At 69.0% G+C, this 23006-nt stretch carries 22 protein-coding genes and 1 tRNA gene; 14 read left to right on the top strand and 9 right to left on the bottom strand.

The window, feature by feature from the left end; translation table 11 throughout:
* The first annotated feature begins 1 nt into the window (after position 1).
* From sigM to trxA, 4 genes are all read left to right on the top strand, one after another.
* Positions 2-691 carry an RNA polymerase sigma factor SigM gene (gene sigM / locus ACZ407_RS06135; protein ID WP_468125873.1) on the top strand — a complete coding sequence of 230 codons (690 nt, stop codon included), beginning with the start codon at positions 2-4 and terminating at the stop codon, positions 689-691.
* A complete protein-coding gene (locus ACZ407_RS06130) occupies positions 688-1629 on the top strand; it encodes an anti-sigma factor (RefSeq protein WP_468125872.1) in 942 nt (313 codons plus the stop codon). Before sigM ends, ACZ407_RS06130 begins: the two co-directional genes overlap by 4 nt.
* Before the next feature lie 127 nt (positions 1630-1756).
* Positions 1757-2716, top strand: coding sequence for a thioredoxin-disulfide reductase (gene trxB / locus ACZ407_RS06125; protein ID WP_468125871.1), 960 nt, complete (start codon positions 1757-1759; stop codon positions 2714-2716).
* Between the two features lie 49 nt (positions 2717-2765).
* Entirely contained in the window at positions 2766-3104 is a 339-nt protein-coding gene (trxA, locus tag ACZ407_RS06120) for a thioredoxin (protein ID WP_468125870.1), read from the top strand.
* A 62-nt stretch (positions 3105-3166) separates the two neighbouring features.
* Here the strand turns inward: trxA and ACZ407_RS06115 are convergent, their stop codons facing one another.
* The 9 genes from ACZ407_RS06115 to rpmH all read right to left on the bottom strand — a co-directional run bounded on the left by ACZ407_RS06115 (position 3167) and on the right by rpmH (position 9765).
* Entirely contained in the window at positions 3167-3784 is a 618-nt protein-coding gene (locus tag ACZ407_RS06115; protein WP_468125868.1) for a GNAT family N-acetyltransferase, read from the bottom strand.
* A gap of 251 nt (positions 3785-4035) precedes the next feature.
* Entirely contained in the window at positions 4036-5112 is a 1077-nt protein-coding gene (locus ACZ407_RS06110) for a ParB/RepB/Spo0J family partition protein (RefSeq protein ID WP_468125867.1), read from the bottom strand.
* Complete coding sequence (locus tag ACZ407_RS06105) at positions 5109-6191, bottom strand: ParA family protein (RefSeq protein ID WP_468125865.1); 1083 nt, start codon at positions 6189-6191, stop codon at positions 5109-5111. Before ACZ407_RS06105 ends, ACZ407_RS06110 begins: the two co-directional genes overlap by 4 nt.
* Positions 6192-6420: 229 nt before the next feature.
* Positions 6421-7140 (bottom strand): 16S rRNA (guanine(527)-N(7))-methyltransferase RsmG, encoded by a 720-nt coding sequence (rsmG, locus tag ACZ407_RS06100; RefSeq protein WP_468125863.1) that lies wholly within the window; start codon positions 7138-7140, stop codon positions 6421-6423.
* Between the two features lie 172 nt (positions 7141-7312).
* Positions 7313-7828: a Jag family protein gene (locus ACZ407_RS06095; RefSeq protein ID WP_468125862.1), complete on the bottom strand. Its 516-nt coding sequence runs from the start codon at positions 7826-7828 to the stop codon at positions 7313-7315.
* Between the two features lie 15 nt (positions 7829-7843).
* The gene (yidC, locus tag ACZ407_RS06090) at positions 7844-8947 is read right to left on the bottom strand and encodes a membrane protein insertase YidC (protein WP_468125861.1); all 1104 of its coding nucleotides are present in this window, start codon (positions 8945-8947) and stop codon (positions 7844-7846) included.
* A 3-nt stretch (positions 8948-8950) separates the two neighbouring features.
* On the bottom strand, positions 8951-9232 hold the full coding sequence (gene yidD, locus ACZ407_RS06085; protein WP_150208749.1) for a membrane protein insertion efficiency factor YidD: 282 nt from the start codon (positions 9230-9232) through the stop codon (positions 8951-8953).
* Positions 9229-9606, bottom strand: coding sequence for a ribonuclease P protein component (rnpA, locus tag ACZ407_RS06080; RefSeq protein ID WP_468125860.1), 378 nt, complete (start codon positions 9604-9606; stop codon positions 9229-9231). Before rnpA ends, yidD begins: the two co-directional genes overlap by 4 nt.
* Positions 9607-9627: 21 nt before the next feature.
* Positions 9628-9765 (bottom strand): 50S ribosomal protein L34, encoded by a 138-nt coding sequence (gene rpmH / locus ACZ407_RS06075; RefSeq protein WP_468125859.1) that lies wholly within the window; start codon positions 9763-9765, stop codon positions 9628-9630.
* Between the two features lie 352 nt (positions 9766-10117).
* On the opposite strand from rpmH, the gene dnaA reads away from it, so the two are divergent.
* From dnaA to ACZ407_RS06025, 10 genes are all read left to right on the top strand, one after another.
* Positions 10118-11929, top strand: coding sequence for a chromosomal replication initiator protein DnaA (dnaA, locus tag ACZ407_RS06070; protein WP_468125857.1), 1812 nt, complete (start codon positions 10118-10120; stop codon positions 11927-11929).
* A 904-nt stretch (positions 11930-12833) separates the two neighbouring features.
* Complete coding sequence (dnaN, locus tag ACZ407_RS06065; RefSeq protein ID WP_468125855.1) at positions 12834-13964, top strand: DNA polymerase III subunit beta; 1131 nt, start codon at positions 12834-12836, stop codon at positions 13962-13964.
* A 195-nt stretch (positions 13965-14159) separates the two neighbouring features.
* Positions 14160-15035, top strand: coding sequence for a phosphogluconate dehydrogenase (NAD(+)-dependent, decarboxylating) (gene gnd, locus ACZ407_RS06060; protein ID WP_468125854.1), 876 nt, complete (start codon positions 14160-14162; stop codon positions 15033-15035).
* Between the two features lie 35 nt (positions 15036-15070).
* Positions 15071-16207 carry a DNA replication/repair protein RecF gene (gene recF / locus ACZ407_RS06055; RefSeq protein ID WP_468125853.1) on the top strand — a complete coding sequence of 379 codons (1137 nt, stop codon included), beginning with the start codon at positions 15071-15073 and terminating at the stop codon, positions 16205-16207.
* Positions 16204-16749, top strand: coding sequence for a DciA family protein (locus ACZ407_RS06050; RefSeq protein ID WP_468125852.1), 546 nt, complete (start codon positions 16204-16206; stop codon positions 16747-16749). The genes recF and ACZ407_RS06050 overlap by 4 nt, the downstream gene beginning before the upstream one ends.
* 303 nt (positions 16750-17052) lie before the next feature.
* The gene (gyrB, locus tag ACZ407_RS06045; RefSeq protein WP_468125851.1) at positions 17053-19113 is read left to right on the top strand and encodes a DNA topoisomerase (ATP-hydrolyzing) subunit B; all 2061 of its coding nucleotides are present in this window, start codon (positions 17053-17055) and stop codon (positions 19111-19113) included.
* Between the two features lie 41 nt (positions 19114-19154).
* Positions 19155-21758 (top strand): DNA gyrase subunit A, encoded by a 2604-nt coding sequence (gene gyrA, locus ACZ407_RS06040; RefSeq protein WP_468125850.1) that lies wholly within the window; start codon positions 19155-19157, stop codon positions 21756-21758.
* Positions 21759-21761: 3 nt separating this feature from the next.
* Entirely contained in the window at positions 21762-22382 is a 621-nt protein-coding gene (locus ACZ407_RS06035) for a DUF3566 domain-containing protein (protein ID WP_468125849.1), read from the top strand.
* 82 nt (positions 22383-22464) lie between these two features.
* Positions 22465-22538 (top strand) — tRNA-Ile (locus tag ACZ407_RS06030).
* 147 nt (positions 22539-22685) lie between these two features.
* Positions 22686-22820 carry a DLW-39 family protein gene (locus tag ACZ407_RS06025; protein WP_208809277.1) on the top strand — a complete coding sequence of 45 codons (135 nt, stop codon included), beginning with the start codon at positions 22686-22688 and terminating at the stop codon, positions 22818-22820.
* The last annotated feature ends 186 nt before the right edge of the window (positions 22821-23006 follow it).

The raw sequence follows: 23006 nt of genomic DNA, 5'->3' as shown, positions 1-23006 counted from the left end.
GTTGGACGACTCCGCACCCGGCGACGCCAGCGACCAGGAACTCCTGGCGCAGCACGTCGCCGGGGATCCCGACGCATTCGCCGAGCTCGTGCGGCGCCACCGCGACCGCCTCTGGGCCGTCGCCCTGCGCACCCTCGGCGACCGCGAGGAAGCCGCAGACGCCGTCCAGGACGCCCTCGTCTCGGCCTACCGCGCCGCCCACACCTTCCGCGGCCAGTCCGCCGTGACCACCTGGCTGCACCGGATCACCGTCAACGCCTGCCTCGACCGCGCCCGCAAAGCAGCCACGCGGCGCACTTCCCCGCTCAACGACACAGAGCGCCTGGAAACCCTCCTGGAGCCCCACGAGTCCGCCGAGGCACCCGCAGAACGCCAGGACCTCCACCGCGAGCTCCTGGCCGCCCTCAGCACCCTCCCCGCCGAACAGCGGGCCGCCCTCATCCTCGTCGACATGCAGGGATACCCCGTGGCCGAGGTCGCCCGCATCCTCGACGTACCCACCGGCACCGTGAAGAGCCGCTGCGCCCGCGGTCGGGCAAGACTTCTCCCCATGCTCACTCATCTGCGCGCCGGCCCCGGGGATAACAGTGGCGCCGACCGGGGAAGGAACCGGTCGCAGGGGACAGCCGTCCCACCAGCAGCAGAACCCAGGGACCCAGATGCTGTGAAGGGCGGAGGTGGGCGAGCGTGACTTCTACGACCGGCGCAATCCGGCACCCGGACGTCTCGGAGATCTCCGACCTGACCGAAGGACTCCTCTCCCCGGCCCGGACGGCCGAGGTCCGCGGGCACCTCAGCAGCTGCGAGCTGTGCGCCGATGTCCGCGCCTCCCTGGAGGAGATCCGCGGGCTGCTCGGCACCCTGCCCGGCCAGCCGCGGATGCCCGCCGACATCGCCGGGCGGATCGACGCCGCCCTCGCCGCCGAAGCACTCCTGGACGCGACCTCCCCCGAGGCCCGCCACCCGGAGCCCGCCGAAGACCCCCAGCCCGCCCCGCGCCGTGTTTCACGTGAAACCAGACCGCCGGGCGAGCCCGCGGCACCCGAAACCCGGACCGCCGGCCCGGACCGCCCCGCCGGGCGGGGCCGCGCCGCCACCGGCCCCGGCCGCCGCCGCTCCCGCCGCCGGCTCGCCGTCCTCGGGACCCTCACCGGCGCCGCCGTCTGCGCCCTGGGCATCTTCCTCACCCAGAACATGCAGACCGGCCCCTCCTCGGACATGAAGAAGGACGCGGGCTCCGCCCTCACCGCCAGCGCCCCCGCAGCCGAATTCACCGCCGCCGGCCTGGAGGGAACCGTTCAGCAGCTCCTCGGCGGACCCGGTATCGCCGCCTCCAAGGGCGGAGACCCGGTCCCCGACCCCATGAGCGCGGAAGGCACCCCCGAAGACACCGCCAAGGGCGACGCCGCCCCCGTCCCCCCCTGCATCCGCTCCGGCACCGGGCGCACCGAACCCGCGCTCGCCGCCGAACGGGGCACCTACCAGGGGACCGACGTCTACCTCGTCGTGCTCCCCCACCCCGGCGACAGCCGCACGGCCGACGCCTACCTCGTCGACGCAGCCTGCGAGAGCACCGCTCCCCAGGGCAAGGGAAAGATCCTGCTGAAGAACACCTACCCGCGCCCCTGAAGGCTCGCCCAGTGGTCACGCGGACCGTCCGGGAATGCACGCGCCGTAGGATCCGTTGGGTGGGGTGAGACCAAGCACCGGCCCCCCGGTAGTCAGCAGGCAGTCCGCAGAGACGAGGAAAACACCCGTGAGCGACGTCCGTAACGTGATCATCATCGGCTCCGGGCCGGCCGGTTACACCGCCGCCCTGTACACCGCACGCGCTTCGCTCAAGCCGCTGGTCTTCGAGGGCGCCGTCACCGCCGGTGGCGCGCTCATGAACACCACCGAGGTGGAGAACTTCCCCGGCTTCCGCGACGGCATCATGGGCCCGGACCTCATGGACAACATGCGCGCCCAGGCCGAGCGCTTCGGTGCCGAGCTCGTCCCGGACGACATCGTCTCCGTGGACCTGACCGGTGAGATCAAGACCGTCACCGACACCGCCGGCACCGTCCACCGCGCCAAGGCCGTCATCGTCACCACCGGCTCCCAGCACCGCAAGCTGGGCCTGCCCAACGAGGACGCCCTCTCCGGACGCGGTGTCTCCTGGTGCGCCACCTGCGACGGCTTCTTCTTCAAGGACCAGGACATCGCCGTGGTCGGCGGCGGCGACACCGCGATGGAGGAGGCCACCTTCCTCTCGCGCTTCGCCAAGTCCGTCACCATCGTCCACCGCCGCGACACCCTGCGCGCCTCCAAGGCCATGCAGGACCGCGCCCTCGCCGACCCGAAGATCAAGTTCGCCTGGGACAGCGAGGTCGCCACGATCCACGGCGAGCAGAAGCTCTCCGGTCTGACCCTGCGCAACACCAAGACGGGCGAGACCAGCGAGCTCCCCGTGACCGGCCTGTTCATCGCCGTCGGCCACGACCCGCGCACCGAGCTGTTCAAGGGCCAGCTGGAGCTCGACGACGAGGGCTACCTGAAGGTCGACGCCCCCTCCACCCGCACCAACGTCACCGGTGTCTTCGGCGCCGGCGACGTCGTGGACCACACCTACCGCCAGGCGATCACGGCCGCCGGCACCGGCTGCTCGGCCGCCCTCGACGCCGAGCGCTTCCTCGCCGCCCTCTCCGACGCGGAGACCGCGGCCGCGACCGTCTGACCCCCCAGAGCTCCCCCACACCCCACCGCAGGAGAAGAAGGAGGCCGCTGTGGCCGGCACCCTGAAGAACGTGACCGACAAGACCTTCGAGGCCGAAGTCCTCAAGAGCGACAAGCCCGTCCTCGTGGACTTCTGGGCCGAGTGGTGCGGCCCGTGCCGCCAGATCGCCCCGTCCCTCGAGGCCATCGCGGCCGAGTACGGCGACCAGATCGAGATCGTCAAGCTCAACATCGACGAGAACCCGGACACCGCCGCCAAGTACGGCGTCATGTCCATCCCGACCCTGAACGTCTACCAGGGCGGCGAGGTCGCCAAGACCATCGTCGGCGCCAAGCCGAAGGCCGCGCTCCTGCGCGACCTCGACGGCTTCGTCGAGCTGAAGGCCTGACCGCCACAGCGTTTCACGTGAAACAGGGCCGCCCTCCGGGGCGGCCCTGTTTCACGTTCCCCTCACAGCGGCCGCAGGGCGGGCTCCTTCTGCACCGCTCCCAGCAGCCGGTCCAAGGCCATCTCCACGTCTTCCTTCCAGGAGAGCGTGGACCGCAGCTCCAGCCTCAACCGCGGATGCGCCGGATGCGGACGCACCGTCTTGAACCCCACCGACAGCAGATGGTCCGCCGGCAGCACACAGGCCGGACCCTCCCAGCGCGCATCACCGAAAGCCTCGATCGCACGGAAACCGCGCCTCAGCAGATCCTTCGCCACCGTCTGCACCATCACCCGCCCGAGGCCCTGCCCCTGGTACCCCGGCAGGATCCGCGCCGTGATCAGCTGCACCGCATCCGGCGCCACCGGACTCGTGGGAAAGGCAAGCGACCGCGGAACGTACGCCGGCGGCGCATAGAGCACGAAGCCCACCGGGGCCTCGTCCACATAGACCACCCGCCCGCAGGAACCCCACTCCAGGAGCACGGCCGAGATCCAGGCCTCCTTCTCCTGCTCCGAAGTGCCCGCCTTCAGCGCAGCCTCACCGCTGACCGGATCGAGCTCCCAGAAAACGCAGGACCGGCACTGCTGGGGCAGATCTTTGAGGTTGTCCAGCGTGAGCGGTACAAGCCGACGGCCCATGATCCGACAAAACCTCCGACGGCTCCCAGTCCCAGGCCCACGGTCACCAGCCCGGTACGACTCACCGATCGCATGGCCCCCGCCCCCTCCACATAGAGGTGCTCTTGAGTGGAAATGCCATACCTGAACGCATCGTATCCACCCGGCGATTGCCCCGACACCGGTGGAAAGCAAAAGGACACCGGCGGCAGGAAGCCGGCAGAAACGCCGCGGGGGCGGACCGAAGCCCGCCCCCGCACGCAACACATTGCTCAGCCCTCGGTGCCGCCCTGCTCCAGCACCCGGCCCTCACCCGGCGCCAGAGTCGACAGAATCCGCTCCAGATCCTCCATCGAGGCGAACTCGACAGTGATCTTGCCCTTCTTCTGCCCCAGGTCCACCTTCACCCGGGTCTCGAACCGGTCCGACAGCCGCGAAGCCAGCTCCGTCAGCGCCGGCGAGACACGGGCACCCGCCCGCGGCCCCTTCGGCTTCACCGAGCTCGCCGGGCTCGAACCCATGAGCGTCACGATCTCCTCGACCGCACGCACCGACAGCCCCTCGGCCACGATCCGGTGAGCCAGACGATCCTGCTCCTCCGAATCCTCCACCGACAGCAGGGCCCGGGCATGGCCCGCAGACAGCACCCCGGCTGCCACCCGGCGCTGCACCGGAGGCGACAGCCGCAGCAGCCGCAGCGTGTTCGACACCTGCGGCCGCGAACGGCCGATCCGGTCGGCCAGCTGGTCATGCGTGCACTCGAAGTCCCGCAGCAGCTGGTCGTACGCAGCCGCCTCCTCCAGCGGATTCAGCTGCGCCCGGTGCAGGTTCTCCAAAAGAGCGTCCAGCAGCAGCTTCTCGTCATCCGTGTCCCGGATGATCGCCGGAATCCGCTCCAGACCCGCCTCACGGCAGGCCCGCCAGCGCCGCTCGCCCATGATGAGCTCAAAGCGCTCGGCACCCGCCTGCCGGACCACCACCGGCTGGAGCAGACCCACCTCCTGGATGGAGGTGACCAGCTCCGCCAAAGCATCCTCGTCGAACACCTCACGCGGCTGCTTCGGGTTCGGAGTGATCGCTTCCAGCGGCAGCTCCGCGAACGTCGCCCCGGCCACCGACGGCAGCTCCTGGCGCTCCGGCTCCACCTCCGGCACCAATGTTTCACGTGAAACAGCGCTGTGCGGCAGACTCGCGACCTTCGCCGCCGCCACCCCGCGCTCCGCCGTCAACAGGGGAACCGCCGAAGGAGACGTGGAACCCGCCCCCACCGCAGTACCCGGCTTCTCCTGGGGAGCGGCAGGGATCAGCGCACCGAGCCCCCGCCCCAGACCCCTACGTCGCTCGCTCACTGGATCCCCTCCGCCATGCTCTCTGTGCTGATCTGGGCACCGCCCATGTGGGCGTGCTGGGCGTCGTACGCAATCCCCGCCCCGCGCAGCGCGATCTCACGCGCCGCCTCCAGGTAGGACAGGGCACCACTGGAGCCCGGGTCGTACGTGAGCACCGTCTGACCGTAGCTCGGCGCCTCCGAGATACGCACCGACCGCGGGATGCTCGTCCTCAAGACCTCGTTGCCGAAGTGGCTGCGCACCTCGTCCGCCACCTGGGAGGCCAGCCGGGTCCGGCCGTCGTACATCGTCAGCAGGATCGTGGAGACGTGCAGCCCGGGATTCAGGTGCGCCCGGACCAGGTCCACGTTCCGCAGCAGCTGGCCGAGGCCTTCCAGCGCGTAGTACTCGCACTGGATCGGGATGAGCACCTCGGCCCCCGCCACCAGGGCGTTGACCGTGAGCAGGCCCAGGGACGGCGGACAGTCGATGAGGATGTAGTCCAGCGGCTGCTGGTAGGCCTGGATCGCCCGCTGGAGCCGGCTCTCACGCGCCACCAGCGACACCAGCTCGATCTCGGCACCTGCCAGATCGATCGTGGCGGGGGCGCAGAAGAGGCCTTCCACATCGGGGACGGGCTGGACGACCTCCAGCAGCGGCCGTCCCTCGACCAGGACGTCGTAGATGGACGGCACATCGGCGTGGTGGTCGATGCCCAGCGCGGTGGAGGCATTGCCCTGCGGATCGAGGTCGATCACGAGGACGCGGGCCCCGTGCAGGGCGAGCGAGGCCGCCAGATTCACGGTGGTCGTGGTCTTGCCCACGCCACCCTTCTGGTTGGCGACCACCATCACGCGGGTCTGAGCCGGACGGGGCAGTGCCTCGCCCGTACGGCTCAGCGCCTGTACCGCCAGATGGGCGGCACGCTCGAACGGGGTGCTGTCGACCGGTGGAGGTGTTTCACGTGAAACATCCTCGCCGGCCGACTCGGAGCGGGGGCCGGGGACCGGGTCGGCCACGGGCCCCGCAAGGTTGGCGTCGGACCGCACGGATTCACTCTCCTCGACGACTTCGGGCTCGGGACACCCAGAGCCTCCCATGCCTTCGGGGTTGCGAACCAGCGGGGCCTGCCCACCTGTGGATGAATCCACCGATGTGGACAACTCTGTCACCCCCGCCTCCTTGCGGGCGCGAGGGGCCGCAGCCGCACGGCCGCGGCTGATGATTCCGTGCAGCAGTGAGCGACGTTTCACGTGAAACACGATGCACGGGCGGCCTCATCAGCCCGCTACGACACTCCGAAATCCATACCTTGTGGGGCGCAACGGATCAACGGCGCCGACGGGCACGCCCCGCCCGGGCCGCCTTGGCCCGCTTGGCCGCAAACCGGACCCCGCCCGGGCTCTCCCCGACCTCCACCCGCACCACCGTGGACAGCGGGTCGACAACCCCCTCGCCCACCTGCAGCACCGAGGTCTTCACCACACCGAGCTTGCTCAACGCAGCCTTGGCGGCCACGAGCTCCTCGTCTGCCGTGTCCCCCTTCAGCGCGAGCATCTCGCCGTACGGGCGCAGCAGCGGGACACCCCACCCGGCCAGCCGGTCCAGCGGGGCCACCGCCCGCGCCGTGACCACGTGCACCGGCTGGAGCTTGCCGAGCATCTCCTCGGCACGGCCCCGGACCACCGTCACGTGGTCCAGGCCCAGCAGCTCGACGGCCTCCTGCAGGAAGTTCGTGCGCCGCAGCAGCGGCTCCAGCAGGGTGATCTTCAGATCCGGCCGGACCAGGGCCAGCGGGATACCGGGCAGGCCCGCACCCGAGCCCACATCGCAGACCGTGACACCCTCGGGCACCACCTCGGAGAGCACCGCGCAGTTCAGCAGGTGCCGCTCCCACAGGCGGGGCACCTCACGGGGACCGATCAGGCCGCGCTTGACGCCGGCATCCGCCAGCAGCTCCGCGTACCGGACGGCCTCGGGGAAATACTCGCCGAATACCGCCCGGGCCTCTTCGGGGGCCGGGGGAAGCTCGGCTGCTGCCTCCGTCACGGGGACCGTCCTTCCGTACCGTGCTGTGATGTCTGAACTCTGAGGTGGCTGTGAAGCCGTGGTGTGAACACCGGGAACGCCGTCCGGGCGACACCGGACTGGCACTGCCAGGCTGACAAAGATCGGCCCCGCCTGCGATACAGACGGGGCCGACTTCTCGACTCGCTCCGGATCAGGCCGGAAGCACAACGACGAAGCGCTGCGGCTCCTCGCCCTCGGACTCGCTGCTCAGGCCCGCAGCGGCGACGGCGTCGTGGACGACCTTCCGCTCGAACGGGGTCATCGGGTCCAGCTTCACCGGCTTGCCGGTGCTCTTCGCCTCGTCCGCGGCCTTGGCGCCGATCGCCGCGAGCTCCTCGCGCTTCTTGGCGCGGAAGCCCGCGATGTCCAGCATCAGGCGGCTGCGGTCGCCGGTCTCGCGGTGCACCGCGAGACGGGTCAGCTCCTGGAGCGCCTCCAGGACCTCACCGTCCCGGCCGACGAGCTTCTGCAGGTCCCGGCTGCCCGAGTCGCTGATGATCGAAACCGCTGCCCGGTCGGCCTCGACGTCCATGTCGATGTCGCCGTCCAGATCGGCGATGTCGAGCAGACCCTCGAGGTAGTCGGCCGCGATCTCGCCCTCCTGCTCCAGGCGGGTGAGGGTGTCGCCACCCTCGGCAGCGGCGGCGGAGGTGGTGCCTTCCGTCACGGGATGGACTCCTTCTTACTTCTTGGGCGAGGACTTGGGGGGGTTCTGGCGCTGCGACTTCGACTGCCGCTTCGGCTGCTGCCGCTTCGGCGCACCGCTGCTCGCGGCATCGGCGTCGGCCGTGGACTCCGAGCTCGCGAGGACCGTGCCGTCGGCCTGCGCTGCCAGACCCTGCTTCGACAGCGCGGTGATGAACCGGCGCTCGTTGTCGTTGCGGTCCGGCCCCTTGGCGACGATGGCGGCGACGATGTTCTTGCGGCGCCGGCCCTTCACGTCTCCGTGCGCGCTGACGTGCTTCAGCAGGCGCTGCAGGTACTGGTCCTGGGCCTTGCTGCCCGGCGTCGGGTTCTGGTTGATCACGTACATCTGCTGGCCCATGGTCCACACGTTCGTGGTCAGCCAGTAGACGAGAACACCGACGGGGAAGTTGATGCCCATGCCGGCGAAGATCAGCGGGAAGATGTACATGAGCATCTTCTGCTGCTGCATGAACGGGGTCTTCACCGACAGGTCGACGTTCTTCGCCATCAGCTGGCGCTGCGTGTAGAACTGCGACAGCGACATCAGGACGATCATGATCGCCGTGACCACGCGGACATCGGTGATCGAGGCGTTCAGCGCGGCGACCTTGTCGGCACCGTCCGTGAACTTCGCCGCCAGCGGGGCACCGAAGATGTGGGCCTTACGGGCGCTCTCCAGCAGCGGCTGGTCGATGACACCGATGGTCTTGCCGTTGGCGATGCTCGCCAGCACGTGGTACAGCGCGAAGAAGAACGGCGACTGCGCCAGGATGGGAAGGCACGAGGAGAGCGGGTTGGTGCCCGTCTCCTTGTACAGCTTCATCATCTCTTCGGACTGACGCTGCTTGTCGTTCTTGTAGCGCTCCTGGATCGCCTTCATCTTCGGCTGGAGCGCCTGCATGCCACGCGTCGCCTTGATCTGCTTCACGAAGAGCGGGATCAGGCAGATACGGATCAGCACCACCAGCGACACGATCGACAGGCCCCAGGCCCAGCCGGTGTCGTCACCGAAGAGGGCGCCGTACAGCTTGTGGAACTGGACGATGACCCATGACACCGGTGTGGTGATAAAGCTGAACAGACTGGCAATCGTGTCCACTAATCAGGCTCCTTGAGCATTGCGAGGTCTACGCAACGCACTGCGCAGCTGTTCGTGCCAACGCGGGCGTTTACGAGGTGGGACATGATCGACGCCGCCCGGGGACCACGGATTGCACCGCAGGATCCGCCAGGCGGTGAGAGCTGTCCCCTTCACCGCACCATGCCGGTCGATGGCCGTGTACCCGTAGTGCGAGCACGAGGGGTAGTAACGGCACACCGGCCCGAGCAGCGGACTGATCGTCCACTGGTACAGCTTGATCAAAGCGAGCAGCGGGTACTTCATCGAGCCGCGCCTCCCACCAGTAGCCGCTGCAAGGCGGCATCCAGGTCCCGGGCAAGCTGTCCGTGGTCCGCCTCGCCCGATCCGGGCAGAGCACGCACCACGACCAGGCTACCGGCGGGCAGCTCGGCGAGCCGGTCGCGCATCAGGTGCCGCAGCCTGCGCCGCACCCGATTGCGGACGACCGCTCCGCCCACTGCCTTGTTGACGACGAAACCCGCACGCGTCGGGGAAGCAGAGTCCCCCGGCTCGTGCGGGTCCGTTGCACCGCTGGTACGTAGGTGGACGACGAGGAGCGGGCGGCCGGCCCGGCGGCCTCGTCGTACCGCGGTCGCGAAGTCCTCGCGCCGCCTCAGCCGATTTTCGGTAGGCAGCACGACGTCATGACCTGTGCGCGATTACGCGGACAGGGCGGCGCGACCCTTGGCACGGCGGTTCGCGAGGATCGCGCGGCCGGCACGGGTACGCATACGCAGACGGAAACCGTGGGTCTTGGCGCGACGACGGTTGTTCGGCTGGAAGGTGCGCTTGCTCACTCGGGGGCTCCAGAAAATGAATCGTTGTGGCGGGACATCGCCTGGCTGTCACCGTGCGCCCACGAGAAACTCGCGTATCGCCCGAGTGGCACCGCTAAACGATCACACGTAGTGATCTTCGCCCATCGGTAGGCAGGCGGCAGCAGCCATCGACAACTCGACCTCGTTACGGTACGCGCGGCTACGCCATCCGGTCAAACCGAGCCCCGCCGACCCCCCACTGTGCACAGCCTGTGGACAACAACTTGAACCACGGCGGTCGCGCTGACTACCTTGGCTTGACCCCGCATTTTTTTGTCCCGACCGTCCCAAAGAACCACACATTCGTGGGACCTGTGAGAGAGCGTGCCCTGTGGCTGACGTACCTGCCGATCTTGCCGCAGTGTGGCCGCGGGTCCTCGACCAGCTCCTCGGAGACGGCACGACGGGGATCGAGCCCAAGGACCAGCAGTGGATCGAGCGCTGCCAGCCCCTCGCGCTGGTCGCCGACACCGCCCTGCTTGCCGTACCCAACGAATACGGCAAGCAGGTCCTCGAAGGCCGCCTCGCCCCCCTCATCAGCGAAACCCTCAGCCGCGAATGCGGCCGGCCCATCCGCATCGCGATCACCGTCGACGACTCCGTCGGCGAACCCGCGCCCGCCCCGCCGGCCCCCCAGCCCCGCTACGAGGACCAGGACCGCCGCGAGCAGGACCGCCGAGAGCAGGACCGCCGCGACGGCTACGAGGGGTACGGACCGCGGCCCGGCGAGGACCAGCTCCCCGCCATCCGCCCCGCCTACCCCGACTACCAGCAGCCGCGCCCCGAACCCGGCGCCTGGCCCCGCGCCACCCAGCAGGACGAGTACGGCTGGCAGCAGCCCCGCCTCGGCGGCTTCCCCGAGCGCGACCCCTACTCCTCCCCGCAGCAGCCGCAGCAGCCGCAGCACGGCTACCTGCCCCAGAACGAGCCCGGCGGCTACGACCAGCAGCCCCCGTACGAGCCCTACCCGTACGAACCCAAGCCGTACGAGCAGCAGCGCCCCGACCGCACCGAGCCGCAGCCCCCGCCGGGCCGGCCCGGCGGCGGGGCCGTCGGGTCGGCCGCGCCGCCCCCCGCCCCGTCCGGCTCCTCCTCCGGCCCCGTCGAGCCGACCGCCCGGCTGAACCCCAAGTACCTGTTCGACACCTTCGTCATCGGTGCCTCGAACCGGTTCGCGCACGCCGCTGCCGTCGCCGTGGCCGAAGCACCCGCCAAGGCGTACAACCCGCTCTTCATCTACGGCGAGTCCGGACTGGGCAAGACCCACCTCCTGCACGCCATCGGGCACTACGCGCGGAGCCTCTACCCCGGCACCCGGGTGCGGTACGTGAGCTCCGAGGAGTTCACCAACGAGTTCATCAACTCCATCCGCGACGGCAAGGGCGACGCCTTCCGCAAGCGCTATCGCGAAATGGACATCCTGCTCGTCGACGACATCCAGTTCCTCGCGAGCAAGGAGTCGACGCAGGAGGAGTTCTTCCACACCTTCAACACCCTCCACAACGCGAACAAGCAGATCGTGCTGTCCTCCGACCGGCCGCCCAAGCAGCTGGTCACCCTCGAGGACCGGCTGCGCAACCGCTTCGAGTGGGGCCTCATCACCGACGTCCAGCCGCCCGAGCTGGAGACCCGCATCGCGATCCTCCGCAAGAAGGCGGTCCAGGAGCAGCTGAACGCCCCGCCGGAGGTCCTCGAGTTCATCGCCTCCCGGATCTCGCGCAACATCCGCGAGCTGGAGGGCGCGCTCATCCGCGTCACGGCCTTCGCCAGCCTCAACCGGCAGCCCGTCGACCTCGGGCTGACCGAGGACGTGCTGAAGAACCTCATCCCCGGCGGCGAGGACACCGCACCCGAGATCACCGCCGGCGCCATCATGGCCGCCACCGCGGACTACTTCGGACTGACGGTCGACGACCTGTGCGGATCCTCGCGCAGCCGCGTGCTGGTGACGGCACGGCAGATCGCCATGTACCTCTGCCGCGAACTCACCGACCTGTCCCTGCCGAAGATCGGCGCCCAGTTCGGCGGCCGCGACCACACCACCGTCATGCACGCGGACCGCAAGATCCGCGCCCTGATGGCCGAACGGCGCTCCATCTACAACCAGGTCACCGAGCTGACCAACCGCATCAAGAACGGCTGACGCGGTCGCACCCGGGGCCGGCACCGGCCCTGCGGAGGCGGCTCGGGCGCCCCGGGACGACAGTCCCGGGGCGCTTTTTCGTGGGCGGGGGGGCGGTGATGCGTGGGCGGGGGCCGGGGATGCGCGGGCGTGGGGCGGTGAACGGACGGCCGGTGTGTTCGATTAGCGCGCGGGTTACGCAAGTTGCCCACAGATCGGGAGACTTTGTTTCGTCCACACCCTGGGGACTCCGGGAGTCGCCCACAATCCGTCCACAGGGTGGCCGGGTGAGTGGGCATCAGGGCAGGTCAGAGGGGTGTGAATTTGTGGGCGAAAGAAGTCCACAGGCTGTGGACGAAAAAACTGTCCACAGGACTGCCCACAGTGTTGTCCACCGTCGGCCCACAGGGTGGACCGTCTTGTGCACAGCTCCGGGCATCTTCTCCACACCGTTGTCCACTGTTCGGCAACCGGGAGGGTCCCCTCACCGTCCGGAGTGAAAGGCGTCACACCAAGGTGGACGGTTGCCCTGTGGGCAAGCTGGGTAAAGCTGGGGACGGCTCTGTGGAGTACCCGGCCCTCCCTGGGGACGACCTGTGCAGAACTTTCCGTTCTCCACAAGCAGGGCATGTTGTCCACCGGTGCCGCCCACAGGGGGTGGGGACAAAAAAGGGGCGCTGAGCTGCGGGAACCGGGTTATCCACGGTATCCACAGGGCCTACTACTACCCCCATAGAGAGTTAGGCCGGAATCCGTTTTCAAGCAGGTCCTGTGCACAACTCGTCCCTCGGCCTCCCCGGCGACTCGGGCCCGACTTGACGGGCAGCAGCACCGAGTGTCGGCGCCGTACGTCAGACTGGTCTCCGGCATTCAGCCGACGACGAAGGCCAGCAGGGCGAGCCAGCAACAGCAGGAGGCGGTTCCGGTGAAGATCCGGGTGGAGCGCGATGTACTCGCGGAGGCGGTGGCGTGGGCGGCCCGTAGCCTCCCGGCCCGGCCGCCGGTGCCCGTCCTCGCAGGCCTTCTCCTGAAGGCGGAGGAGGGCTCCCTGAGCCTCTCCGGCTTCGACTACGAGGTCTCGGCGCGCGTCTCGGTCGACGCCGACGTGGAGGAGGACGGCACCGTCCTCGTCTCCGGCCGGCTGCTCGCCGACATCTGCCGCGCCCTCCCCAACCGGCCGGTCGAAATTTCCACAGACGGTGTACGGGCGACCGTGGTCTGCGGCTCCTCCCGCTTCACCCTCCACACCCTGCCCGTGGAGGAGTACCCGGCGCTCCCCCAGATGCCCACCGCCACCGGCACCGTGCCCGGCGAGGTCTTTGCCTCCGCGGCCGCCCAGGTCGCCATCGCGGCCGGCCGCGACGACACGCTGCCCGTGCTCACCGGTGTGCGCATCGAGATCGAGGGCGACCGCGTCACCCTGGCCTCCACCGACCGCTACCGCTTCGCGGTCCGCGAGTTCCTGTGGAAGCCGGAGAACCCGGACGCCTCCGCCGTGGCCCTGGTGCCCGCGAAGACCCTGCTGGACACCGCCAAGTCCCTGACCAGCGGTGACACGGTCACCCTGGCGCTGTCGGGCTCCGGCGCGGGCGAGGGCCTGATCGGCTTCGAGGGCGCCGGCCGCCGCACCACCACCCGGCTGCTGGAGGGCGACCTCCCGAAGTACCGCACCCTGTTCCCGACCGAGTTCAACTCCGTCGCCGTCATCGAGACCGCCCCGTTCGTCGAGGCCGTCAAGCGCGTGGCGCTGGTCGCCGAGCGCAACACCCCGGTGCGCCTGAGCTTCGAGCAGGGCGTGCTGATCCTGGAGGCCGGCTCCAGCGACGATGCACAGGCTGTGGAACGTGTGGACGCCAAGCTGGACGGCGACGACATCTCGATCGCCTTCAACCCGACCTTCCTGCTCGACGGACTGAGCGCCATCGACTCCCCGGTCGCCCAGCTCTCCTTCACGACCTCGACCAAGCCGGCCCTGCTCAGCGGCCGCCCGGCCGTCGACGCCGAGGCGGACGAGGCGTACAAGTACCTGATCATGCCGGTCCGCCTCTCGGGCTGAGCCTTCCCCGGCTGAGTCTTCCGGCCGAATCCTCCGGACGGCCGTTCTCGCAGTTCAGGCCCGGTTCCGCGACGCGCGGGGCCGGGCCTTGCGACTCCTGTGGGGCCGCGCCCCGTGCCCCGGCGTAGGCTCGGAGCCGGGAGAGGGCCCGGGAATCCCCGGGTCCGACGGCCTCAACGCTTAAGGAAACACCTGATGGAGCTCGGTCTCGTCGGTCTCGGCAAGATGGGCGGCAACATGCGCGAGCGCATCCGCCGCGCAGGCCACACCGTCATCGGATACGACCGCAACCCGGATCTCGCCGATGTCCACAGCCTTCGGGAGCTTGTGGACGGTCTGCAGGGTCCGCGCGTGGTGTGGGTGATGGTCCCCGCCGGTGCCGCCACCCAGTCCACGATCGACGAGCTCGCCGAGCTGCTCTCCCCGGGCGACATCGTCGTGGACGGCGGGAACTCCCGCTGGACCGACGACGAGAAGCACGCCGCGGAGCTGGCCGCCAAGGGCATCGGCTTCGTGGACTGCGGGGTCTCCGGCGGTGTCTGGGGTCTGGAGAACGGTTACGCGCTGATGTACGGCGGCGAGAAGGAGCACGTCGCGGCCGTACAGCCGATCTTCGACGCGCTGAAGCCGGCGGGCGAGTTCGGTTCCGTGCACGCGGGCAAGGTCGGTGCGGGCCACTTCGCGAAGATGGTCCACAACGGCATCGAGTACGCCATGATGCAGGCCTACGCCGAGGGCTGGGAGCTGCTGGAGAAGGTGGACTCGGTCACCGACGTCCGCGAGGTGTTCCGGTCCTGGCAGGAGGGCACGGTCATCCGTTCCTGGCTGCTGGACCTCGCGGTGAACGCGCTGGACGAGGACGAGCACCTGGAGCAGCTGAAGGGCTTCGCGCAGGACTCCGGCGAGGGCCGGTGGACGGTGGAGGCGGCGATCGACAACGCGGTGCCGCTGCCGGCGATCACCGCTTCGCTGTTCGCGCGGTTCGCCTCGCGTCAGGAGGACTCCCCGCAGATGAAGATGATCGCTGCGCTGCGCAACCAGTTCGGCGGCCACGCGGTCGAGAAGAAGTAACGACACACCTGCAGCCGGGGGAGGTCGGCGCAACCATGCATGTTTCGCATCTGTCGCTGGCCGACTTCCGCTCGTACGCCCGGGCCGAGGTTCCGCTCGACCCGGGCGTCACGGCTTTCGTGGGCGCGAACGGGCAGGGCAAGACGAATCTCGTCGAGGCGGTCGGCTATCTGGCGACCCTCGGCAGCCACCGGGTGTCCTCGGACGCTCCGCTGGTGCGGATGGGGGCCGAGCGCGCCGTCATCCGGGCCGCGGTGGCCCAGGGCGAGCGTCGGCAGCTGGTGGAGCTGGAGCTGAATCCGGGCCGGGCGAATCGGGCCCGTATCAACAGGTCCTCGCAGGTCAGACCCCGTGACGTGCTGGGGATCGTACGGACGGTGCTGTTCGCGCCGGAGGATCTGGCCCTGGTGAAGGGGGATCCGGGGGAGCGCCGGAGGTTCCTGGACGAGCTGATCACCGCGCGGTCCCCGCGGATGGCGGGGGTGCGCTCGGACTACGAGCGGGTGCTCAAGCAGCGGAACACGCTGCTGAAGTCGGCGGCGATGGCGCGGCGGCACGGGGGCCGGTCGATGGACCTGTCCACGCTGGACGTGTGGGACCAGCACCTGGCGCGGGCGGGTGCCGAGCTCTTGGCGCAGCGGCTGGATCTGATCGCGACGCTGCAGCCGCTGGCGGACAAGGCGTACGAGCAGCTGGCGCCGGGCGGTGGCCCGCTGGCGCTGGCGTACCGGAGTTCGGTGGGCGAGGCGGTGGACTGCGCTGTCCACAGTTCGCGCGAGGAGCTGTGCACGGCGCTGCTCGGGGCGCTGGGTGAGGCCCGCAAGCAGGAGATCGAGCGCGGGGTGACGCTGGTGGGTCCGCACCGTGACGAGTTGGTGCTGCGGCTGGGGGAGCTGCCGGCGAAGGGGTACGCGAGTCACGGGGAGTCGTGGTCGTATGCGCTGGCGCTGCGGCTGGCTTCGTACGACTTGCTGCGCGCGGAGGGCAGTGAGCCGGTGCTGGTGCTGGACGACGTGTTCGCGGAGCTGGATGCGCGGCGTCGGGAGCGGCTGGCGGAGCTGGTGGCTCCGGGTGAGCAGGTGCTGGTGACGGCGGCGGTGGACGACGATGTTCCGGGCGTGCTGGTGGGGGCCCGGTACGCGGTTTCGGGTGGTGAGGTGACCCGGCTGTGAGCGAGAAGGAAGGCCGGCCCGAGGCGGGCCGGGGGCCCGAGCTGTCGGGTGTGGATCTGGCCCGGCAGGCGCTGGCGGCGGCGAAGGAGGCGGCCCGGGCGCGGGGTGCTGCGGTGGACGACCGGCGGCGTTCGCGTCAGGGCGGGCTGCGGTCGGGCGCGCGGGCGGACGGCCGGGATCCGATGCGGCTGGGTGCGGCGCTGGAGCGGATGCGGACCGAGCACGGCTGGGAGCAGCCGATGGCGGTGGCGGGGGTGATGCAGCGCTGGGACGAGATCGTGGGTCCGGATGTGGCGGCGCATTGCCGGCCGGAGGCGTACGACGCGGATCCGGAGAAGCGCGAGCTGACGGTGCGGTGTGATTCTTCCGCGTGGATGGTGCAGCTGAGGCACCTGACTCCGCAGCTGGTTGCGCGGTTGAACGGGCAGCTGGGGCAGGGAACGGTGCGGTTCATCAAGGTGCTGCCGCCGGGTGGCGGGCCGCGTCGGTACGGGCCGCTGCGGGCTCCGGGGTCGACGGGACCTGGGGATACGTACGGGTGACGGGGGCCGGCTGCGGGCCGTGGGGGGTGTGGTGTCCCGCACGGTGTCCGGAGCTTGACAGCCCGAGGGGCTGGGTGCCCGTGTGAGCCTCTTTGGGCCCCGGTCCGGATATGGGGAGTCGGCCGAGGCGGGTTCAGGGCGGCACATGCGGACTCAGGTACCTGCAAACCCCCATTCATGTCCGTGGTACCGGTAGACTGGGGGGTAATCCCGCGTTTGAGTGGGATCCCGCTGAAGAACGCTGACAACGCAGAACGACGCAGCCGCTCCTGCTTGCATGCCTGCTGGCCCGGAGTACGGCCTGTGCTGTGCCAGAAAGGGCGCTTCGTGGCCGATTCCGGCAACCCCAACGAGAACAAGTCCACAGCCGAGCAGAGCGGCGAGGTCGCGGGGGCCTCGTACACCGGAAGCAACATCCAGGTCCTGGAGGGGCTGGATGCGGTCCGCAAGCGGCCGGGCATGTACATCGGCTCGACCGGTGAGCGCGGACTCCACCACCTCGTCTACGAGGTCGTCGACAACTCGGTCGACGAGGCCCTGGCCGGGCACGCGGACACGATCGACGTCACGATCCTCGCCGACGGCGGGGTGCGTGTGATCGACAACGGCCGTGGCATTCCCGTCGACATCGTGCCGTCCGAGGGGAAGCCGGCCGTCGAGGTCGTCCTCACGGTGCTGCACGCGGGCGGCAAGTTCGGCGGTGGCGGTTACGCCGTCTCCGGTGGTCTGCACGGCGTCGGCGTGTCCGTCGTGAACGCCCTGTCGAGCCGGGTGTCCGTGGAGGTGAAGCGGGACGGCTACCGCTTCACGCAGGACTACAAGCTGGGTGCTCCGACCGCTGCCCTGGCGCGGAACGAGGAGACGGACGAGACCGGTACCTCGGTGACGTTCTGGGCGGACCCGGACATCTTCGAGACGACCGAGTACTCCTTCGAGACGCTGTCGCGGCGTTTCCAGGAGATGGCCTTCCTGAACAAGGGCCTGCGGCTGAGGCTGACGGACGAGCGCGAGTCGGCGAAGGCGACGGTCGGTGCGGACTCGGCGGAGGAGTCCGACGAGAACCAGGTGCGGACGGTCGAGTACCACTACGAGGGCGGCATCGTCGACTTCGTGCGGTACCTGAACTCGCGCAAGGGTGAGCTGATCCACCCGACGGTGATCGACATCGCGGCCGAGGACAAGGAGCGTCTGCTCTCGGTCGAGATCGCGATGCAGTGGAACAACGGCTACACCGAGGGCGTGTACTCGTTCGCCAACATCATCCACACGCATGAGGGCGGTACCCACGAGGAGGGTTTCCGCGCCGCGCTGACCTCGCTGATCAACAAGTACGCGCGTGACAAGAAGATCCTGCGGGAGAAGGACGACAACCTCACGGGTGAGGACATCCGCGAGGGTCTGACCGCGATCATCTCGGTGAAGCTGAGCGAGCCGCAGTTCGAGGGTCAGACGAAGACCAAGCTGGGCAACACGGAGGCCAAGACCTTCGTGCAGAAGGCGGTCTACGAGCACCTGAGCGACTGGCTGGACCGGAACCCGAACGAGGCGGCGGACATCGTCCGCAAGTCGGTGCAGGCGGCGACGGCGCGTGTGGCGGCCCGGAAGGCGCGTGACCTGACGCGTCGCAAGGGTCTGCTGGAGAGTGCTTCCCTGCCGGGCAAGCTGTCGGACTGCCAGTCGAACGATCCGACGAAGTGCGAGATCTTCATCGTCGAGGGTGACTCCGCCGGCGGTTCGGCGAAGTCGGGCCGCAACCCGATGTACCAGGCCATCCTGCCGATCCGCGGCAAGATCCTGAACGTCGAGAAGGCGCGGATCGACAAGATCCTGCAGAACACCGAGGTGCAGGCGCTGATCTCGGCGTTCGGTACCGGTGTGCACGAGGACTTCGACATCGAGAAGCTCCGCTATCACAAGATCATTCTGATGGCGGACGCCGATGTGGACGGCCAGCACATCAACACCCTGCTGCTGACCTTCCTGTTCCGCTTCATGCGGCCGCTGGTCGAGGCGGGGCACGTGTACCTGTCCCGCCCGCCGCTCTACAAGATCAAGTGGGGTCGCGACGACTTCGAGTACGCGTACTCGGACCGTGAGCGCGACGCCCTGGTGGAGCTCGGCAAGCAGCAGGGCAAGCGGATCAAGGAAGACTCGATCCAGCGCTTCAAGGGTCTGGGCGAGATGAACGCCGAGGAGCTGCGCGTCACCACCATGGACGTGGACCACCGCGTGCTCGGCCAGGTCACGCTGGACGATGCGGCGCAGGCCGACGACCTGTTCTCGGTGCTGATGGGTGAGGACGTCGAGGCCCGGCGTTCGTTCATCCAGCGGAACGCCAAGGACGTCCGCTTCCTCGACATCTGAGTCGGTCTCAGCTGACCGCCTGAAAGGACTGAAGACCAGCAATGGCCGACGAGAACACTCCCGTCTCTTCCGGGACCACGCCCGAAGAAGAGGGGCCGCAGCTGCGGATCGAGCCCGTCGGGCTCGAAACGGAGATGCAGCGCTCCTACCTGGACTACGCGATGTCCGTCATCGTGTCCCGCGCGCTGCCCGACGTACGCGACGGTCTGAAGCCGGTGCACCGGCGCGTGCTGTACGCGATGTACGACGGCGGGTACCGGCCCGAGAAGGGCTTCTACAAGTGCGCCCGTGTCGTCGGTGACGTCATGGGTACGTACCACCCGCACGGTGACACGTCGATCTACGACGCCCTGGTGCGTCTGGCCCAGCCGTGGTCGATGCGCATGCCGCTGGTGGACTCCAACGGAAACTTCGGCTCCCCGGGCAACGACCCGGCGGCCGCCATGCGCTACACCGAGTGCAAGATGGCGCCGCTGTCGATGGAGATGGTCCGCGACATCGACGAGGAGACCGTCGACTTCACGGACAACTACGACGGCCGCAACCAGGAGCCGACGGTCCTGCCGGCGCGCTTCCCGAACCTGCTGGTGAACGGCTCCGCCGGTATCGCCGTGGGCATGGCCACGAACATCCCGCCGCACAACCTGCGCGAGGTCGCGGAGGGTGCGCAGTGGTACCTGGCGAATCCGGCCGCCTCGCACGAGGAGCTGCTGGACGCGCTGATGGAGCGGGTCAAGGGACCGGACTTCCCGACCGGTGCGCTGGTGGTGGGCCGCAAGGGCATCGAGGAGGCGTACCGGACGGGCCGCGGCTCGATCACGATGCGTGCGGTGGTCGAGGTCGAGGAGATCCAGAACCGCCAGTGCCTGGTGGTCACGGAGCTCCCGTACCAGGTGAACCCGGACAACCTCGCGCAGAAGATCGCCGACCTGGTGAAGGACGGCAGGATCGGCGGGATCGCGGACGTCCGCGACGAGACCTCGTCCCGGACGGGCCAGCGCCTGGTGATCGTGCTGAAGCGCGATGCCGTGGCGAAGGTCGTGCTGAACAACCTGTACAAGCACACCGACCTGCAGACGAACTTCGGTGCGAACATGCTGGCGCTGGTGGACGGCGTGCCGCGCACGCTGTCGCTGGACGCGTTCATCCGGCACTGGGTGCAGCACCAGATCGAGGTCATCGTCCGGCGGACGCGGTTCCGGCTGCGCAAGGCCGAGGAGCGGGCGCACATCCTGCGCGGCCTGCTCAAGGCGCTGGACGCGATCGACGAGGTCATCGCGCTCATCCGGCGCAGCCAGACGGTCGAGATCGCACGCGAGGGCCTGATGGGCCTGCTGGAGATCGACGAGCTCCAGGCGAACGCGATCCTGGAGATGCAGCTGCGCCGGCTGGCCGCTCTGGAGCGGCAGAAGATCGTCGCGGAGCACGACGAGCTCCAGGCCAAGATCAACGAGTACAACGCGATCCTGGGGTCCCCGGAGAAGCAGCGCGGGATCGTCAGCGAGGAGCTGGCGGCGATCGTCGAGAAGTTCGGCGACGACCGCCGGTCGAAGCTGGTGCCGTTCGACGGCGACATGTCCATCGAGGACCTGATCGCCGAAGAGGACATCGTCGTCACCATCACCAACGGCGGCTACGTCAAGCGCACCAAGACCGAGGACTACCGTTCGCAGAAGCGCGGCGGCAAGGGCGTGCGCGGCACGAAGCTGAAGCAGGACGACATCGTCGACCACTTCTTCGTGTCCACCACGCACCACTGGCTGCTGTTCTTCACGAACAAGGGCCGGGTCTACCGTGCGAAGGCGTACGAGCTGCCGGACGCGGGCCGGGACGCCCGCGGGCAGCACGTGGCGAATCTGCTGGCCTTCCAGCCGGACGAGCAGATCGCGCAGATCCTCGCGATCCGCGACTACGAGGCGGCCCCGTACCTGATCCTGGCCACGAAGGCCGGCCTGGTGAAGAAGACGGCGCTGAAGGACTACGACTCGCCGCGTTCCGGCGGTGTCATCGCGATCAACCTGCGCGAGACGGCGGACGGCAGCGACGACGAGCTGATCGGCGCGGAGCTGGTGTCGGCCGAGGACGACCTGCTGCTCATCAGCAAGAAGGCGCAGTCGATCCGCTTCACCGCGACGGACGAGGCGCTGCGCCCGATGGGCCGTGCCACCTCCGGTGTGAAGGGCATGAGTTTCCGCGAGGGCGACGAGCTGCTCTCGATGAGCGTGGTGCGGCCGGGTACGTTCGTGTTCACCGCGACCGACGGCGGTTACGCCAAGCGGACGCCGGTGGACGAGTACCGGGTGCAGGGCCGTGGCGGTCTGGGCATCAAGGCCGCCAAGATCGTGGAGGACCGCGGGTCGCTCGTCGGTGCGCTGGTGGTGGACGAGTCCGATGAGATTCTCGCCATCACGCTCGGCGGTGGTGTGATTCGTACGCGAGTCAATGAAGTCAGGGAGACCGGCCGTGACACCATGGGCGTCCAGCTGATCAACCTGGGGAAGCGCGATGCCGTGGTAGGCATTGCTCGTAACGCCGAGGCCGGTCAGGACGCTGAAGAGGTCGACGAGACGACCGACGCAGCCGAGGGACAGGCCGTCGAGGCCGCCGAGGGCACCGAAGCCCCGGCCGCGGAGCACGAGGAGTAGAGCGTGAGTGGAGCCACGGGCGCCGGATCGGCCACGTCTGGAGCGAACGGTGCCCGTGGCCCCGCCGCGGACTCCAAGGGGGGAACTGTGACGGACCCGCGAGCGCCCCAGGCCCAGCCGCAGGCGCAGCAGCAGTCGGCCGACCGGTCGCAGCCGTACCACCCGCCGCAGGCGTATGCGGCCCCGGGCAGCGGCCCGGCGGCGCCGCGGGGCGGGGAGCGGGTGCGCGTGGGTGCTTCGCGCACCCAGCCGCGTACGCGCAAGGCGCGGCTGCGGGTGGCGAAGGCCGACCCGTGGTCGGTGATGAAGGTCAGCTTCCTGCTGTCGATCGCGCTGGGCGTGTGCACCATCGTGGCTTCGGTGGTGCTGTGGATGGTCATGGACGCGATGGGCGTGTTCGAGACGGTCGGCGGCACGATCAGCGAGGCCACCGGTTCGAACGAGAGCAACGGCTTCGATCTGCAGTCGTTCCTGTCGCTGCCGCGGGTCATCATCTTCACCTCGGTGATCGCGGTGATCGACGTGGTGCTGGCGACGGCCCTCGCGACCCTCGGGGCGTTCATCTACAACCTGTCCGCGGGCTTCGTGGGCGGTGTCGAGCTGACGCTCGCCGAGGACGAGTAGGGGCTCTCGAGCCCCTGTGACCTGCGATTTGGGAACTCCCGGGTCTGTGCGCTAATCTTCAGGAGTCAGCGCGCAGCGCGGAGGGGCTATAGCTCAGTTGGTTAGAGCGCATCCCTGATAAGGATGAGGCCACAGGTTCAAATCCTGTTAGCCCCACAGAACGGCAACGGCCCGGCGGAGATTCTCCGCCGGGCCGTTGCCGTTGTGGCATCCGGGTGCTTCCCAGATAACCAATCGGTATCGGTCGGTGTGTATAGTCGGGCGCCAGAAGTCCCCTACGTCAACGAAAGACGAGGTCGCGCGGTGAAGAAGCTGCTCCTGGTCGCACTGGCCGCCATCGGCGGGCTCCTCGTGTACCGCCAGATCCAGGCGGACCGCGCCGAGCAGGACCTGTGGACGGAGGCGACCGACTCCGTGCCGTCCGGTTCCGGTGTGTGAGACCCAAGGCTGAGTTCATGAAGCCCCGGCTGCCGCTGCGGCCGGGGCTTTGTGCTGTTCTGACACGAAAAGTTCTGGTTTGCAAAGTTTGAGTTGCGCTGGCAAATTCGGGGTGGGTCGTGAGGGGTCGGATCCGGGCGGCGGCGGCGGTGGTGGCGGGCGCGGGGCTGGGGCTGCTGGCGGGGG

The sequence above is a fragment of the Streptomyces sp. NPDC030809 genome (assembly GCF_055572195.1).
Note: the sequence above shows the minus strand (reverse complement) of the source record. Positions and strands in the feature narration are given on the sequence as shown.